Raw genomic sequence first — 14,991 nt, 5'->3', positions numbered from 1 at the left:
GGGGCTTCAGACTTTGAACCGCGACACACCACCACGAAGGCCGACTGCTACCTGGCTCAGCTCGTCGATGGCGAAACTGGCCTGGCGCAGCGACTCCACGGTCTGGCTGCTGGCATCGCCCAGCTGCGCCAGTGCATGGTTGATCTGCTCGGCACCGGTGGCCTGGGCCTGCATGCCTTCGTTGACCATCAGCACCCGTGGCGCCAGCGCCTGCACCTGGTGGATGATCTGGGTCAGTTGCTCGCCCACCTGCTGCACCTCGGCCATGCCGCGACGCACTTCCTCGGAAAACTTGTCCATGCCCATCACCCCGGCCGACACCGCCGACTGGATCTCGCGCACCATCTGTTCGATATCGTAGGTGGCCACGGCGGTCTGGTCGGCCAGGCGGCGCACCTCGGTGGCCACCACAGCAAAGCCGCGGCCATATTCGCCTGCCTTCTCGGCCTCGATGGCGGCGTTGAGCGACAGCAGGTTGGTCTGGTCGGCGACCTTGACGATGGTGACCACCACCTGGTTGATGTTGCCGGCCTTCTCGTTGAGGATCGCCAGCTTGTTGTTGACCAGGTCGGCCGCGCCCATCACCTGGTGCATGGTCTCTTCCATGCGCGCCAGGCCCTGCTGGCCGGAGCCGGCCAGTACCGAGGCCTGGTCGGCGGCGCTGGTGACCTCGGTCATGGTGCGCACCAGGTCCCGGGAGGTGGCGGCGATTTCCCGCGAGGTGGCACCGATTTCGGTGGTGGTGGCGGCCGTTTCGGTGGCGGTGGCCTGCTGCTGCTTGGAGGTGGCGGCAATCTCGGTCACCGAGGTGGTGACCTGCACCGACGAGCGCTGGGCCTGGGACACCAGCGTGGTCAGCTCGCTCATCATTTCGTTGAAGCCGGTTTCCACCGCACCGAATTCATCCTTGCGGTCCAGGCTCAGGCGCACGCTGAGGTCACCGCCGCGCAGCTTGTCCAGCGCCCGCACGATCAGTTGCATGGGGCCGGTGATGGCGCGCATCAGCATCAGGCCGCAGATGCCGGCTGCAATGATCGCCAGCACCAGCGAGATCATCATGCTGACCTTGGCCGTGGTCACCGCGCTGACGATGGCACCGGTGGCCAGCTCGGCCGACACCCGGTTGCCTTCGATCACCGTGTTCAGGTGCTTGCGGCCCTCGTTCCAGGCCGGGGTCATGCTGTCCTGCAGCAGGCGCTGGGCCTCGGCGTAGTTCTTCTGCCGGTAGGCCTCCAGCACGCTGTCGAGCAGCTTCAGGTAGCCCTGCTCCAGGCGCACGAACTCCTCGTAGCTGGACTGGTCTTCGGAGGACTGGATGGTCTTCTGGTAATCGGCCATGTTCTGCTTTAGGCGATCCTCGAAGCTCTTGTACAGCTCGGCGTCGGCATTGGTCAGCTCGCGGTGGTTGCTAAGGCCGAGCAACTGCTGGGTGTTGACGTAGCTGTCGACCCAGGCGCTGCGGATCATCGAGCTGTAGTACACGCCAGGGATGCTGTCCGAACGCACCGCCTCCTCACTGGACTCGATCGCCACCAGGCGCGAGTAGGCAGCGACCACCATCAACAGCATGATGGCAATGATCATGGCGAAGCTCGCCAGGATGCGTTGGCGCAATGTCCAGTTCTTCACAGTCAGCCCTCAAGGATTCTACGCGAGCAGAAAAATGCGCAGATTATAGCCCACGCACCTTATCTGCACGCGCTCTGGATCAAGACGGCTCGGGCAAAATGGCCTGCGCGATGGCCATATGCCCGCATTTACTGACTCAGGCCTGGCGAACCTGTTTTTCCAGCTCGGCCTTGAGGGCCGGGTCGAGCTTGAGCTGCTTGGCCAGCTCGTCGAGGTAGGCGCGCTCCATGAAGTGTTCCTCGTCCACCAGCATGACGCTGGCGATGTACATCTCGGCCGCCATTTCCGGCGTTGTGGCGGCGCGGGCGACGTCGGCCGGGTCCAGCGGTCGGTTGAGTTCGGCATGCAGCCACTGTTGCAGCTCGTGGTCGTTGTCGAGCTTGACGAACTCGCCTTCGATCAGCGCCTTCTCGCGCTCGTCGACATGCCCGTCGGCCTTGGCCGCAGCCACCAGCGCCTTGAGGATGGCCTGGCTGTGCAATTCGACCTGGGCGGCAGGCAGGCGATCGAGGGTCTGCGGTTCGCGCTGCGGCGCACTGCCCTGCTGGGCCTGCCAGTTGCCGTAGGCCTTGTAGGCCAGCACACCGAGGGCGGCCAGGCCACCATAGGTGAGCGCCTTGCCCCCCAGGCTGCGCGCCTTCTTGTTGCCCAGCAGCAAGCCCATCGCGCCCGCCGCCAGCGCACCACCGCCGGCACCGGAGAGCAGCCCGCCCAGGCCACCGCCACCGGCGCCGCCGAGCAACCCACCCAGCCCGCCACTGCCCCCTGGCTTGGCGCTGGCACCTTTGCCGGCCTGGTTCTGCAGCAGCTCCTGGCCGGACTTTAGCAACTGGTCGAGCAAACCTCGGGTGTTCATCTGAACGTCCTCAACAAGGAAATGAAACGCCAGAGTAAAGCCTGACCTGCGTCGTCACGCTGCGCATTTGCTTCTGGATGTTGCATTCGCGGGAACGCACTACGCTAGTAGGGAATGCACCGCTGCAGCACCGTCATCACTGCCCCTGCACAATTCCAATAAAAGAGGGAACATCATGCTTGTGCACACCACCGCATTGCTTGGCGCCCTGGGCGCCGGGATCCTCGCCAGCGCCAGCCTGCAGGCCGCCGAGCCGCTCAAGGCCGTGGGTGCCGGCGAAGGGCAACTGGACATCGTGGCCTGGCCCGGCTACATCGAGCGCGGCGAGAGCGACAAGGCCTACGACTGGGTCAGCGGTTTCGAGCAGGACACCGGCTGCAAGGTGAGCGTCAAGACTGCCGCCACCTCCGACGAGATGGTCAGCCTGATGACCAAGGGCGGCTACGACCTGGTGACCGCATCGGGCGATGCCTCGCTGCGCCTGATTGCCGGCAAGCGTGTGCAGGCGATCAACACCGACCTGATCCCCAACTGGAAGCACCTCGACCCGCGCCTGAAGGACGGCCCCTGGTACGTGGTCGACGCCAAGGTCTACGGCACGCCGTACCAGTGGGGGCCGAACGTGCTGCTGTACAACACCGAGGTGTTCAAGCAGGCGCCCACCAGCTGGGGCGTGGTGTTCGAGCCGCAGGACCTGCCGGACGGCAAGCCGAACAAGGGCCGTGTGCAGGCCTATGACGGGCCGATCTACATCGCCGATGCGGCGCTGTACCTGAAGACGGCCAAGCCGGAACTGGGCATCGACAACCCCTACGAGCTCAACGAAACCCAGTACAAGGCGGTGCTCGACCTGTTGCGCCAGCAACGCCCCCTGATTCACCGCTACTGGCATGACGCAACCGTGCAGATGAGCGACGTCAAGAACGAAGGCGTGGCGGCTTCCAGCTCCTGGGGCTACATGGTCAACGGGCTCAAGGCCGACAAGCAGCCGGTGGCCTCGACCATCCCCAGGGAAGGCGCCACCGGCTGGGCCGATACCACCATGCTGCACGCCGAGGCCAAGCACCCCAATTGCGCCTACAAATGGATGGACTGGTCGCTGCAGCCCAAGGTGCAGGGCGACGTGGCGGCGTGGTTCGGCTCGTTGCCGGTGGTGCCGGCGGCGTGTTCGGGCAGCGAACTGCTGGGGGCCGACGGGTGCAAGACCAACGGTTTCGACCTGTTCGACAAGATCGCGTTCTGGCGCACGCCGCAGGCGCAAGGGGGCAAGTTCGTGCCCTATAGCCGCTGGACCCAGGACTACATCGCGATCATGGGCGGCCGTTAGGGCCTCTTCGCCGTCAAGGCCGGCCCCTGCAGGCGACTCGCACACCTGCAGGGGCCGGCCTTGACGGCAAAGCGAGCGCACCGCCCTCGCAGAACCGTGGAGTACCCCGCATGCCCCCAGCCGTGCAGTTCACCCAAGTGTCCCGCCTGTTCGGCGAGGTCAAGGCCGTCGACCGGGTCTGCATCGACATCGAAGACGGCGAGTTCTTCTCCATGCTCGGCCCTTCGGGCTCGGGCAAGACCACCTGCCTGCGCCTGATCGCCGGGTTCGAACAACCCAGCCACGGCTCGATTCGCATCCACGGCGTGGAAGCCGCCGGCCTGCCGCCCTACCAGCGCGACGTCAACACGGTCTTCCAGGACTACGCGCTGTTCCCGCACATGAACGTGCGCGACAACGTGGCCTACGGGCTCAAGGTCAAGGGCGTGGCCAAGGCCCAGCGCCATGCCCGCGCCGAAGAGGCCCTGGGCATGGTGGCCCTGGCCGGCTACGGCGAGCGCAAGCCGGTGCAGTTGTCCGGCGGGCAGCGCCAGCGCGTGGCCCTGGCCCGCGCGCTGGTCAATCGTCCCCGGGTACTGCTGCTGGATGAGCCCCTCGGCGCGCTGGACCTCAAGCTGCGCGAGCAGATGCAGGGCGAGCTGAAGAAGCTCCAGCGCCAGCTGGGCATCACCTTCATTTTCGTCACCCACGACCAGACCGAGGCGCTGTCGATGTCCGACCGCGTGGCGGTGTTCAACCGCGGGCGCATCGAACAGGTCGACACGCCGCGCAACCTCTACATGCAACCGGCCACCCCCTTCGTTGCCGAGTTCGTCGGCACCTCCAACGTGCTGCGCGGCGAGCTGGCCCAACACCTGGTGGCCAGCCCGCAGCCGTTCTCGATCCGCCCGGAACACATTCGCCTGAGCGCGTCGGCCATCCCGGGCGACGTCCTCCAGCTCAGCGGCGTGCTGCACGATATCCAGTACCAGGGCAGCACCACCCGCTACGAACTGCAGCTGGACAACGGCCAGTTGCTGGCGGTGAGCCAGGCCAACAGCCAGTGGCATGCCGACGCCGCCCCCTGGCAGCCCGGCCAGCGCCTGCACGCCCACTGGCCGCGCGAGGCCATGACCGCGCTGCGCGAAACCGTGCTCGACGAGGGCCGCTGAGATGATGCGGCGCCTGGCCACCCTGCTCTACCGTCGCCCCAACCTGTACCTGGCGATGCTGTTGATACCGCCGCTGATCTGGTTCGGCGCGATCTACCTGGGCTCGCTGCTGGCGCTGCTGTGGCAAGGTTTCTACACCTTCGACGACTTCACCATGGCGGTGACGCCCGAGCTGACCCTGGCCAACTTTGCCGCGCTGCTGCAGCCATCCAACTTCGACATCATCCTGCGTACTCTGGGCATGGCGGTGGCGGTGTCGATCGCCAGCGCGGTGCTGGCGTTTCCCATCGCCTACTACATGGCCCGCTACACCCGCGGCAGCACCAAGGCGTTCTTCTACATCGCGGTGATGATGCCGATGTGGGCCAGCTACATCGTCAAGGCGTATGCCTGGACCCTGCTGCTGGCCAAGGGCGGGGTGGCACAGTGGTTCGTCCAGCAGCTGAACCTGGAGCCACTGCTGCAATGGCTGCTCGGCATTCCCGGGGTGGGCGGCAGCACCCTGTCGACCTCGCACCTGGGGCGCTTTATGGTGTTCGTGTACATCTGGCTGCCGTTCATGATCCTGCCGATCCAGGCCGCGCTGGAGCGCCTGCCGCCCTCGCTGCTGCACGCCTCGGCCGACCTTGGCGCACGCCCGCGCCAGACGTTCGTGCAGGTGACCCTGCCGCTGGCGGTGCCGGGCATCGCCGCCGGCTCCATCTTCACCTTCTCGCTGACCCTGGGCGATTTCATCGTGCCGCAGCTGGTGGGCCCGCCCGGCTACTTCATCGGCAGCATGGTGTACGCCCAGCAAGGCGCCATCGGCAACATGCCGATGGCCGCCGCCTTCACCCTGGTGCCGATCATGCTGATCGCCGTGTACCTGACCCTCGTCAAACGCCTGGGAGCCTTCGATGCACTCTGACAACGCCTCGCCGGGGCTGCGCCTGGCCGCCTGGGGCGGGCTGCTGTTCCTGCACTTTCCGATCCTGATCATCGTGCTGTACGCCTTCAATACCGAAGACGCGGCCTTCAGCTTTCCGCCCCGGGGCCTGACCCTCAAGTGGTTCGGCGTGGCGTTTTCGCGCCCCGACGTGCTCGAGTCGATCAAGCTGTCGCTGCAGGTGGCGTGCCTGGCCACGCTGATCGCCCTGGTGCTTGGCACCCTGGCCGCCGCGGCCCTGTACCGGCGCAGCTTCTTCGGCAAGGAGAGCCTGTCGCTGATGCTGATCCTGCCCATCGCCCTGCCCGGCATCATCACCGGCATCGCCCTGCTGTCGGCGTTCAAGACCCTGGGCATCGAGCCCGGGATCTTCACCATCGTGGTGGGCCACGCCACCTTCTGCGTGGTGATCGTCTACAACAACGTCATCGCGCGTCTGCGGCGCACCTCGCAGAACCAGATCGAGGCGTCGATGGACCTGGGCGCCGACGGCTGGCAGACCTTTCGCTACATCGTGCTGCCCAATCTGGGGTCGGCGCTGCTGGCGGGCGGCATGCTGGCGTTCGCGCTGTCGTTCGACGAAATCATCGTGACCACCTTCACCGCCGGGCACGAACGCACCCTGCCGATCTGGCTGCTCAACCAGCTCAGCCGCCCGCGCGACGTGCCGGTGACCAACGTGGTGGCCATGCTGGTGATGCTGGTGACCATGCTGCCGATTCTGGGCGCCTACTACCTGACCCGTGGCGCCGAGAACGTGACCGGCAGCGACGGCAAATGACCTGAACCAGGAGGATCGAACACCATGCAAACCCGACTGCTGATCAACGGCCAGCTCGTCGCCGGCGAAGGCCCGGCCCACAGCGTGCTCAACCCCGCGCTGGGCAGCGTGCTGGTGGACATCAACGAGGCCAGCGAAGCGCAGGTGGATGCGGCGGTGCGCGCCGCCGACCATGCCTTCGACGGCTGGTCGCAGACCGCACCGAAAGACCGCGCCGCACTGCTGCTCAAGCTGGCCGACCTGATAGACGCCCATGCCGGGGAGCTGGCCAGGCTGGAATCGGACAACTGCGGCAAGCCCTACCCGGCCGCGCTGAACGACGAACTGCCGGCAATCGCCGACGTGTTCCGCTTCTTTGCCGGGGCCAGCCGCTGTCTGGGCGGCTCGGCGGCGGGCGAGTACCTGGCGGGGCACACTTCGATGGTGCGCCGCGACCCGCTGGGTGTGGTGGCGTCCATCGCGCCGTGGAACTACCCGCTGATGATGCTGGCATGGAAGATCGCCCCGGCCCTGGCCGCCGGCAACACCGTGGTGCTCAAGCCTTCGGAACAGACCCCGCTGACCGCCCTGCGCCTGGGCGAACTGGCGGCCGAGCTGTTTCCGGCCGGGGTGCTCAACATCCTGTTCGGCAAGGGCCAGAGCGTAGGTATGCCCCTGGTTACCCACCCCAAGGTGCGCATGGTGTCGTTGACCGGCTCGATCGCCACCGGCAGCCAGATCATCACCGGCACCGCCGACAGCGTGAAACGCCTGCACATGGAACTGGGCGGCAAGGCCCCGGTGATCATCTTCGACGATGCCGACATCGACGCTGCGGTGGAAGGCATTCGCACCTTCGGCTTCTACAATGCCGGGCAGGACTGCACCGCGGCCTGCCGGATCTATGCCCAGGCCGGCATCTACGACACCTTCGTGAACAAGCTCGGCGAGGCGGTGGCCAGCCTCCGGCACGGGTTGCAGGACGACCCGGACACCGAACTCGGGCCGCTGATCAGTGCCGCACACCGCGACCGGGTGGCAGCGCTGGTGGAGCGCGCCGTGGCCCAGCCGCATATTCGCCTGGTCACCGGCGGCAAGGCGGTGACGGGCGACGGGTTCTTCTTCGAGCCGACGGTGCTGGCCGACGCCCAGCAGGATGACGAGATCGTGCGCCGCGAGGTATTCGGGCCGGTGGTGTCGGTGACCCGCTTCGAAGACGAAGCGCAGGCGCTGGCCTGGGCCAACGATTCGGACTACGGCCTGGCCTCGTCACTGTGGACCGCCGATGTCGGCCGCGCCCACCGGGTGTCCGCCCGGTTGCAGTACGGCTGCACCTGGGTCAACACGCACTTCATGCTGGTCAGCGAAATGCCCCACGGCGGGCAGAAGCTGTCGGGCTACGGCAAGGACATGTCGATGTATGGGCTGGAGGACTACACCTGCGTGCGGCATGTGATGTTCAGGCATTGAGGCCCACGGCGCAGGCAGGCGTTACCTGCGCAGGAGGGCCGCTCGGCGGCCCTTTGGCGTAGCCTTCAATCGCGCAGGTCGGACTCGTGGATCGGCTGGTCGCGGTGGGTCGCACGCTGGTACTGCGCCGGCCATATGGCCTTCTGCCCGCCCAGGTCGTCGTCGGCATGCAGCGGCCAGTACGGGTCGCGCAGCAGCTCGCGGGCCAGCAGGATGATGTCGGCCTGGCCGGTGCGCAGAATGTGCTCGGCCTGGGCCGGCTCGGTGATCATGCCCACCGTGCCAGTGGCGATCCCCGATTCCTTGCGCACCCGCTCGGCAAAGCGTGTCTGATAGCCAGGCCCGGTGGGAATCTCGGCATTCATCGAGGTGCCCCCCGACGACACGTCGATCAGGTCGGCGCCCAGGGCCTTGAGGCGCTTGGCCAGTTCGACGGTTTCATCCGGGTTCCAGCCATCCTCCACCCAGTCGGTGGCCGATACCCGCACGAACAGCGGCAACTCCGACGGCCACACCTCGCGCACCGCCTCGGTCACCTGCAGGGTCAGGCGAATGCGGTTCTCGAACGAGCTGCCGTACTGGTCGCGACGCTGGTTGCTCAATGGCGAGAGAAACTGGTGCAGCAGGTAGCCATGGGCGGCATGCACCTCCACGACCTTGAAGCCGGCCACCAGTGCACGCCGGGCGGCTTCGACAAAGGCCTGGATCACCTCGTGGATCTGCCCTTCGCTCAATTCGGTGGGCGCCGTGTGCTGCGGGTCGAAAGCGATTTTCGACGGCCCCACCGGCACCCAGCCACCGTCCTCGGGCTTGACGCTGCCGTGCTTGCCCAGCCACGGCCGATGCGTGCTGGCCTTGCGCCCGGCGTGCGCCAGCTGGATGCCGGGCACCACGCCCTGGGCTGTGATGAAGCGGGTGATGCGTTGCAGGGGGGCGATCTGTTCGTCGCACCACAGGCCCAGGTCCTGGGCGGTGATGCGGCCCTCGGCCGTGACGGCGGTGGCTTCGGTGAAGATCAACCCGGCACCGCCGACCGCGCGGCTGCCCAGGTGGACCAGGTGCCAGTCGTTGGCCAGGCCGTCGACGCTCGAATACTGGCACATCGGCGAGACCGCAATGCGGTTGGGCAGCGTCAGTTGACGCAGGGTATAGGGCTCAAGCAGCAGGCTCATGGGGCACCTCTCCAGTCTCCGAATGGTGGACCGGACCGAGCGCCTTGGCTTCCCCGCGGCTCAGTGCCGGTCTCTGAGAGACTAGACCAGTTTGCCCACCCAGGGGTTCAGCGCGGCTCGATGTGGGCGATCATCAACTGCACCGTCTCGTTGCCGCGAAACTCGTTGACGTCCAGCTTGTAGGCCAGCTCCACCCAGCGCACGGTGGGGTTGGGCCATACCTCGCGGTCGATGCCGAAGGCGATGCCGTCGAGGGTCACCGAACCGCATTCGCTCTTGAGCACCACCTTCAGGTGACGCTCGCCCACCACCCGCTGCTGCACCAGCTGGAACACGCCATGAAACAGCGGCTCGGGAAAATGCTGCCCCCACGGCCCGGCGTTGCGCAGGGCGCGGGCCAGCTCCAGGTGGAACTCCTCGACCGCCAGGCTGCCGTCGGACAGCAGCCGGCCGGTGAGGTCGTCCTCCTGCAACTGGCGGCGGACTTCTTCGTCGAACGCCTGGGCGAACGCCGGGAAGTTCTCGGCCGGCAGCGACAGCCCCGCCGCCATGGCGTGCCCGCCGAACTTGCTGATCAGCTCCGGGTTGGCCGCCGCCACGGCGTCCAGCGCATCGCGAATGTGAAAGCCCGGCACCGAGCGCGCAGAGCCCTTGAGCATGCCGTCGCCGGCATCGGCAAAGGCGATGGTCGGGCGGTGATAACGTTCTTTCAGACGCGAGGCCAGAATGCCGATCACGCCCTGGTGCCAGTCAGCCTCGTACAGGCACAGGCCGAACGGCATCGACTCCAGCGGCAGGTCCTTGAGCTGGGCCAGCGCCTCGCGCTGCATGCCCTGCTCGATGGACTTGCGGTCCTGGTTCAGTTCGTCCAGCTGCACCGCCATCTCGCGAGCCAGGGTCGGGTCGTCGCTGAGCAGGCATTCGATGCCCAGGCTCATGTCGTCCAGGCGCCCGGCAGCATTGAGCCGCGGGCCCAGGATGAAGCCCAGGTCGGTGGAGGTGATGCGCGCCGCTTCGCGCCGGGCCACCTCGAGAATCGCCTTGAGCCCCGGGCGCGCGCGACCGGCACGGATGCGCTCCAGGCCCTGGTGCACGAGGATGCGGTTGTTGGCGTCCAGCGGTACCACGTCGGCCACGCTGCCCAGGGCCACCAGGTCGAGCAACTCGCCGATGTTCGGCTGCGGGCGGTCGTTGTAGCGGCCCAGGCTGCGCAAGCGCGCACGCAGCGCCATCAATACGTAGAAGATCACCCCGACCCCGGCCAGTGCCTTGCTCGGAAACTCGCAGCCCGGCTGGTTGGGGTTGACGATGGCATCGGCCGCCGGCAGCGCATGGCCCGGCAAGTGGTGGTCGGTGACCAGCACCTTCAGGCCGGCCGCCTTGGCCGCCGCCACGCCTTCGACGCTGGAGATGCCGTTGTCCACGGTGATCAGCAGCTGCGGCGTGCGCTGCAGTGCCACCTCGACGATTTCCGGGGTCAGCCCGTAACCGTATTCGAAACGGTTGGGCACCAGGTAGTCGACGTGCGCGGCGCCAAGCAGGCGCAGGCCCAGCACGCCCACGGTGCTGGCCGTGGCACCGTCGGCGTCGAAGTCGCCGACGATCAGGATGCGCTGGCGCTGGTCCAGTGCCTCCACCAGCAGGTCTACCGCCGCGTCGATACCCTTGAGCTGCTGATAGGGCAGCAGGCGTGCCAGGCTCTTGTCCAGCTCGACGGCGCTCTGTACGCCACGGGCGGCGTACAGGCGGGTCAGCAGGGGCGGCAGGTCGCCAAGAAACGGCAGGGTGGACGGCAGTGAACGCGGTTCGATACGCATGGAGTGATCAAGGCTTCTCTGGTTTGAAAAAGGTCGGCGGGCGGATCAGCCGCGCTCGCCCAGCAGCCATTGCAGCTGGACTTCGTGCTGGCCGCGGTCGTCGGTGACGAACACCGTGCCTTCGCTGATCATCACATCCCACTTGATGGCGCGTGGCATGTCCTTGGCCAGGACCTCCAGCACCTCTTGCGGCACGGCGGCGATGTTGAGGTTCTTCAGGTTCTTGACCGCCGGGATCACCTTGGTTTCCCACACCCGCAGGCTGCCGTAGGCCAGCAGGCTGGTGCGCTCGGTGCGGCGCGAGCACCAGGTCAGGCGGTCGGCATCGGGCTGGCCGACTTCGATCCAGTGCAGCACCCGGTCATCCAGGCTTTTTTCCCACAGCGCCGGCTCGTCGACGTCCGACAGGCCTCGACCGAACGACAGCTGCTCGTTGTACCAGAGGGCATAGGCCAGCAGGCGCACGGCCATGCGCTCTTCGGTTTCCGAAGGGTGGCGGGCGATGGTCTGCTTGACGCTTTCGTACACGCCGCGGTCGAGATCGGTGAGGTTCAGTTCAAACTTGTAGGTGGTGGACGGCTGGGCCATGGACGGGCTTCTGGTAACAGGAAAAGTCGCCCAGTCTAACCGATGCGCTGGCAATCAACGAACCGAACCGTACAATCTGCGGCCAACAGCAGTATCTGCCGCTGCCGCCCTGTGATAAAAACTAGCGCTCTGCCCTGCTGCCACGGAAGCCCCATGTCGTTGCCCACCAAACCGCTTGCCGGCCTCAAAGTCATCGAACTCGGCACCCTGATCGCCGGCCCCTTCGCCTCGCGCATCTGCGCCGAATTCGGCGCCCAGGTGGTCAAGGTCGAATCGCCCGATGGCGGCGACCCGCTGCGCAAATGGCGCAAGCTGTACGAGGGCACCTCGCTGTGGTGGTTCGTGCAGGCGCGCAACAAGCAGTCGCTCACGCTCAACCTCAAGCACCCCGAAGGCCTGGCCATTCTCAAGCAGCTGCTGGGCGAGGCCGACATCCTGATCGAGAATTTCCGCCCCGGCGTGCTGGAAAAGCTCGGCCTGGGCTGGGAGGTACTGCACGCGCTGAACCCGAAGCTGGTGATGGTACGCCTGTCCGGCTTCGGCCAGACCGGGCCGATGAAGGACCAGCCCGGCTTCGGCGCGGTCGGCGAGTCGATGGGCGGGCTGCGCTACATCACAGGTTTCGAGGACCGCCCGCCGGTACGCACCGGCATTTCCATCGGCGACTCGATTGCCGCGCTGTGGGGCGTGATCGGCGCACTGATGGCGCTGCGTCATCGCGAGGTCAACGGGGGCCAGGGCCAGGTGGTCGACGTGGCCCTGTACGAGGCCATCTTCGCGATGATGGAGAGCATGGTGCCGGAGTTCGACGTGTTCGGCTTCATCCGCGAGCGCACCGGCAACATCATGCCGGGCATCACCCCCTCCTCCATCCATACCAGCGCCGATGGCAAGCATGTGCAGATCGGCGCCAATGGCGATGCGATCTTCAAGCGCTTCATGCAGGCCATCGGGCGCGACGACCTGGCCGCCGACCCGGCGCTGGCCAGCAATGACGGGCGCGACCTGCGCCGCGACGAGCTGTATGCGGTGATCGACCGCTGGGCCCGCAGCGTGCCGCTGGACACCCTGATGCAGGTGCTCAACCAGGCCCAGGTGCCGGCCAGCCGCATCTATTCGGCCGAAGACATGTTCAGCGACCCGCAGTTTCTCGCCCGCGAGATGTTCCTCCAGGCCAGGCTGCCCGACGGCAAGCCGTTCAAGATGCCGGGCATCGTGCCCAAGCTGTCGGACACCCCAGGCTCCAGCGAGTGGGTGGGGCCGGCGCTGGGCGAGCACACCGCGCAGTTGCTGGGCGAGCTGGGCTATGACGCGGCGCAGATCGCCCATCTTCGCGAACAGGGCGCGGTCTGAGTCGCGCCATGTGCTGCAACCTGCACGGCGCACTGCTGGCTGTGCTGCTGAGCCTGCTGCCTGCCTCGAGCTGGGCCAAGGAAACCCTCACCTGGCTGTTGCGCGACCTGCCGCCGCTGACCGTGTTCGAGGGCCCCAAAACCGGCCAGGGCGCCATGGACCAGCTGCTGCCGCTGCTCATTGCGCAGATGCCCGAGTACCAGCACAGCATCGTGCGGGTCAACCGCGCGCGCGGCATGCAGATGCTCCAGGAGCCCTCCTTCACCTGCGACCCCACGCTGCTGCGAACCCCGGAGCGCGAGCGCTTCGTGAAGTTCTCGATACCGGCGCTGGCTGCGCAGAGCAACATGGTGATTGCCCGCCAGAGTGACCAGGCAAGCCTTGCGCCGTACCTGCATGATGGCGAAATCGACCTGGACGCCCTGCTGGCAAGCAACACGCACAAGCTCGGTGTCGTCGGCCAGCGCAGCTACAGCCCCGCCGTGGACGCGATACTGGCCAACGCCCCGCCCGCCACCATCAGCCGCCATTACGGCAACGATGCGGTGGGCAGCCTGCTGCAGATGCAGCAGCTGGGGCGCCTGAACCTGCTGCTGGCCTACTGGCCGGAAGTGCGCTACATGAACGAAAAGCAGCCGCAGCCCCAGGCCCTGACGTACTTCCCGATCAAGGGCGTGGCGCGCTACCAGCTGACCTACGTGGGTTGCTCCGACACCCCGCTGGGCCGCGAGGCCATCAGCCACCTCGACCAGTTGCTGCGCAACCTGCGCCTGCAGACCCTGGCACCGCTGTATGCACAATGGCTAGAGCCCGACCAGCGCAAGACCTACCTCGATGCGGCGCGCGAGCTGCTGAGCCAGCACTGACCCCGGCACGCGCTTTTACGCAGGCAAAAAGAAACCCCGAGCGGTGGGGAGGCCGTCGGGGTTAAACGAGGGCTGCTTGGAGCCTCGCACGAACAGCCTGGCGGCATCGGAGCAAAATGCCGTTCAACTGTCCTTAAGCTGTCTGAGTACCTGTCTGGACAAAGGTTCCCGTCACGCCGCAACGATTTGCGCGCGGCCCTGGCGGGCATGTTTGAGGGCTGCGATCACGCAGGGTTGCAGGCGTCCTTCGTGGATGCGCAGGTCACGTTGGATACCGTCCACCAGGTCGATGAGCAGGCGCTGGTCATGCAGCTGGCTGGCCTTGACACTGCGCTGCAGCACGGTGTCGCCGGCAGGGTCGACCAGCTGCAGGTCGAAGTCGGCACTGGCATGCCGGGAGGTCAGCGTGACCTGATAGGGCGTCAATGCTTCACTTAGCAACAAGCTGATATTGTCCATCCATTCACCGTTCACGTTGTTGTTGAAGGGGGTCTTTCACTGACCCTCGGCACAGGCTGAAAGTTCTGCCGCGGCGCGCTGCACGTTCATCGAGCATGCCCGGTGCACATGACAGATTCATGCCACGGGCCCGGCCTCCGGGTGTTGCAGCAGCAACGGGTGCAACTGGCTGGGGCTGGCTGGCGCGGGGGTGCTGCCCAGCACCCGCAGGCCCGACAGCTCGATCAGTTCGACAACCCCCTGGAGCACGCTGCGCCTGGCGCCACTGAGGACAATCAGGGCACTGGCGAGGCCGTGCAGCGCCAGGTGCTCGATGAAGCCCATGCCATCGTGCTCGGGCGACAGCGGGTCACAGATGACGATATCCACCGGCCCCCGTCGTTCGAGCACACCGTGCGCCTGGAGGGTCGTTTCAGCCACGCGCACGTCGTAGATGCCCAGGCCATTGAGCATCTGGTGCAGGTTCATCAGCCGATAGGCATGGGGCTCCAGAAGCAGAACCTTGAGTGAGCGCATGGGCGACTCCGGATTGGACGGGCGCCCACTCTAGGAAAGCCCGCGCGGGCGTCCCATAGGAAAAATCCGAAACCAGGGGGCGGCAACGTCCTCGTGTCGCCA

The 14,991-nt window shown here is 66.4% G+C and carries 14 protein-coding genes; 7 read left to right on the top strand and 7 right to left on the bottom strand.

Annotated elements, in window-relative coordinates; genetic code table 11:
- Positions 1–6: 6 nt before the first annotated feature.
- Both LOY33_RS05910 and LOY33_RS05905 read right to left on the bottom strand, forming a co-directional pair.
- On the bottom strand, positions 7–1,569 hold the full coding sequence (locus LOY33_RS05910; RefSeq protein ID WP_408980700.1) for a methyl-accepting chemotaxis protein: 1,563 nt from the start codon (positions 1,567–1,569) through the stop codon (positions 7–9).
- Between the two features lie 196 nt (positions 1,570–1,765).
- Positions 1,766–2,485, bottom strand: coding sequence for a tellurite resistance TerB family protein (locus LOY33_RS05905; RefSeq protein ID WP_054915019.1), 720 nt, complete (start codon positions 2,483–2,485; stop codon positions 1,766–1,768).
- A 175-nt stretch (positions 2,486–2,660) separates the two neighbouring features.
- Between LOY33_RS05905 and ydcS the strand changes: the two genes are divergently transcribed.
- The 5 genes from ydcS to LOY33_RS05880 all read left to right on the top strand — a co-directional run bounded on the left by ydcS (position 2,661) and on the right by LOY33_RS05880 (position 8,118).
- Positions 2,661–3,812 carry a putative ABC transporter substrate-binding protein YdcS gene (ydcS, locus tag LOY33_RS05900; RefSeq protein ID WP_058541467.1) on the top strand — a complete coding sequence of 384 codons (1,152 nt, stop codon included), beginning with the start codon at positions 2,661–2,663 and terminating at the stop codon, positions 3,810–3,812.
- A gap of 110 nt (positions 3,813–3,922) precedes the next feature.
- Positions 3,923–4,963, top strand: a complete 1,041-nt coding sequence (locus LOY33_RS05895; protein WP_043863202.1) for an ABC transporter ATP-binding protein — start codon at positions 3,923–3,925, stop codon at positions 4,961–4,963.
- 1 nt (position 4,964) lies between these two features.
- Positions 4,965–5,870: an ABC transporter permease gene (locus tag LOY33_RS05890; protein ID WP_054915022.1), complete on the top strand. Its 906-nt coding sequence runs from the start codon at positions 4,965–4,967 to the stop codon at positions 5,868–5,870.
- The gene (locus LOY33_RS05885) at positions 5,860–6,669 is read left to right on the top strand and encodes an ABC transporter permease (protein WP_043863200.1); all 810 of its coding nucleotides are present in this window, start codon (positions 5,860–5,862) and stop codon (positions 6,667–6,669) included. The genes LOY33_RS05890 and LOY33_RS05885 overlap by 11 nt, the downstream gene beginning before the upstream one ends.
- Positions 6,670–6,693: 24 nt before the next feature.
- Positions 6,694–8,118, top strand: coding sequence for a gamma-aminobutyraldehyde dehydrogenase (locus LOY33_RS05880; RefSeq protein WP_258662239.1), 1,425 nt, complete (start codon positions 6,694–6,696; stop codon positions 8,116–8,118).
- 65 nt (positions 8,119–8,183) lie between these two features.
- Here the strand turns inward: LOY33_RS05880 and LOY33_RS05875 are convergent, their stop codons facing one another.
- The 3 genes from LOY33_RS05875 to LOY33_RS05865 all read right to left on the bottom strand — a co-directional run bounded on the left by LOY33_RS05875 (position 8,184) and on the right by LOY33_RS05865 (position 11,695).
- Positions 8,184–9,290 (bottom strand): NADH:flavin oxidoreductase/NADH oxidase, encoded by a 1,107-nt coding sequence (locus LOY33_RS05875; protein WP_043863198.1) that lies wholly within the window; start codon positions 9,288–9,290, stop codon positions 8,184–8,186.
- Positions 9,291–9,397: 107 nt separating this feature from the next.
- Positions 9,398–11,107: a single-stranded-DNA-specific exonuclease RecJ gene (gene recJ / locus LOY33_RS05870; protein ID WP_058541465.1), complete on the bottom strand. Its 1,710-nt coding sequence runs from the start codon at positions 11,105–11,107 to the stop codon at positions 9,398–9,400.
- A gap of 45 nt (positions 11,108–11,152) precedes the next feature.
- Positions 11,153–11,695 carry a YaeQ family protein gene (locus tag LOY33_RS05865; RefSeq protein WP_054915026.1) on the bottom strand — a complete coding sequence of 181 codons (543 nt, stop codon included), beginning with the start codon at positions 11,693–11,695 and terminating at the stop codon, positions 11,153–11,155.
- Positions 11,696–11,848: 153 nt separating this feature from the next.
- Here LOY33_RS05865 and LOY33_RS05860 point away from each other — a divergent pair, with 153 nt between their 5' ends.
- Together LOY33_RS05860 and LOY33_RS05855 are read left to right on the top strand one after the other, a co-directional pair.
- Positions 11,849–13,048 carry a CaiB/BaiF CoA-transferase family protein gene (locus LOY33_RS05860; RefSeq protein ID WP_043863195.1) on the top strand — a complete coding sequence of 400 codons (1,200 nt, stop codon included), beginning with the start codon at positions 11,849–11,851 and terminating at the stop codon, positions 13,046–13,048.
- Positions 13,049–13,056: 8 nt separating this feature from the next.
- Entirely contained in the window at positions 13,057–13,914 is an 858-nt protein-coding gene (locus tag LOY33_RS05855; RefSeq protein WP_043863194.1) for a TIGR02285 family protein, read from the top strand.
- A 171-nt stretch (positions 13,915–14,085) separates the two neighbouring features.
- Here the strand turns inward: LOY33_RS05855 and LOY33_RS05850 are convergent, their stop codons facing one another.
- Positions 14,086–14,373, bottom strand: coding sequence for a DUF3509 domain-containing protein (locus LOY33_RS05850; RefSeq protein ID WP_054915027.1), 288 nt, complete (start codon positions 14,371–14,373; stop codon positions 14,086–14,088).
- 117 nt (positions 14,374–14,490) lie between these two features.
- Positions 14,491–14,889 (bottom strand): response regulator, encoded by a 399-nt coding sequence (locus LOY33_RS05845; protein ID WP_052504291.1) that lies wholly within the window; start codon positions 14,887–14,889, stop codon positions 14,491–14,493.
- Positions 14,890–14,991 lie beyond the last annotated feature (102 nt).

The organism is Pseudomonas sp. B21-036 (assembly GCF_024748925.1).
Lineage (GTDB): Bacteria > Pseudomonadota > Gammaproteobacteria > Pseudomonadales > Pseudomonadaceae > Aquipseudomonas > Aquipseudomonas palmensis.
Note: the sequence above shows the minus strand (reverse complement) of the source record. Positions and strands in the feature narration are given on the sequence as shown.

Excerpts from the sequence above, each read along its gene's own strand:
- LOY33_RS05910 (WP_408980700.1), bottom strand. The coding sequence starts at position 1,569 with ATGCTGTTGATGGTGGTCGCTGCCTACTCGCGCCTGGTGGCGATCGAG.
- LOY33_RS05905 (WP_054915019.1), bottom strand. The coding sequence starts at position 2,485 with ATGAACACCCGAGGTTTGCTCGACCAGTTGCTAAAGTCCGGCCAGGAG.
- ydcS (WP_058541467.1), top strand. The coding sequence starts at position 2,661 with ATGCTTGTGCACACCACCGCATTGCTTGGCGCCCTGGGCGCCGGGATC.
- LOY33_RS05895 (WP_043863202.1), top strand. The coding sequence starts at position 3,923 with ATGCCCCCAGCCGTGCAGTTCACCCAAGTGTCCCGCCTGTTCGGCGAG.
- LOY33_RS05890 (WP_054915022.1), top strand. The coding sequence starts at position 4,965 with ATGATGCGGCGCCTGGCCACCCTGCTCTACCGTCGCCCCAACCTGTAC.
- LOY33_RS05885 (WP_043863200.1), top strand. The coding sequence starts at position 5,860 with ATGCACTCTGACAACGCCTCGCCGGGGCTGCGCCTGGCCGCCTGGGGC.
- LOY33_RS05880 (WP_258662239.1), top strand. The coding sequence starts at position 6,694 with ATGCAAACCCGACTGCTGATCAACGGCCAGCTCGTCGCCGGCGAAGGC.
- LOY33_RS05875 (WP_043863198.1), bottom strand. The coding sequence starts at position 9,290 with ATGAGCCTGCTGCTTGAGCCCTATACCCTGCGTCAACTGACGCTGCCC.
- recJ (WP_058541465.1), bottom strand. The coding sequence starts at position 11,107 with ATGCGTATCGAACCGCGTTCACTGCCGTCCACCCTGCCGTTTCTTGGC.
- LOY33_RS05865 (WP_054915026.1), bottom strand. The coding sequence starts at position 11,695 with ATGGCCCAGCCGTCCACCACCTACAAGTTTGAACTGAACCTCACCGAT.
- LOY33_RS05860 (WP_043863195.1), top strand. The coding sequence starts at position 11,849 with ATGTCGTTGCCCACCAAACCGCTTGCCGGCCTCAAAGTCATCGAACTC.
- LOY33_RS05855 (WP_043863194.1), top strand. The coding sequence starts at position 13,057 with ATGTGCTGCAACCTGCACGGCGCACTGCTGGCTGTGCTGCTGAGCCTG.
- LOY33_RS05850 (WP_054915027.1), bottom strand. The coding sequence starts at position 14,373 with ATGGACAATATCAGCTTGTTGCTAAGTGAAGCATTGACGCCCTATCAG.
- LOY33_RS05845 (WP_052504291.1), bottom strand. The coding sequence starts at position 14,889 with ATGCGCTCACTCAAGGTTCTGCTTCTGGAGCCCCATGCCTATCGGCTG.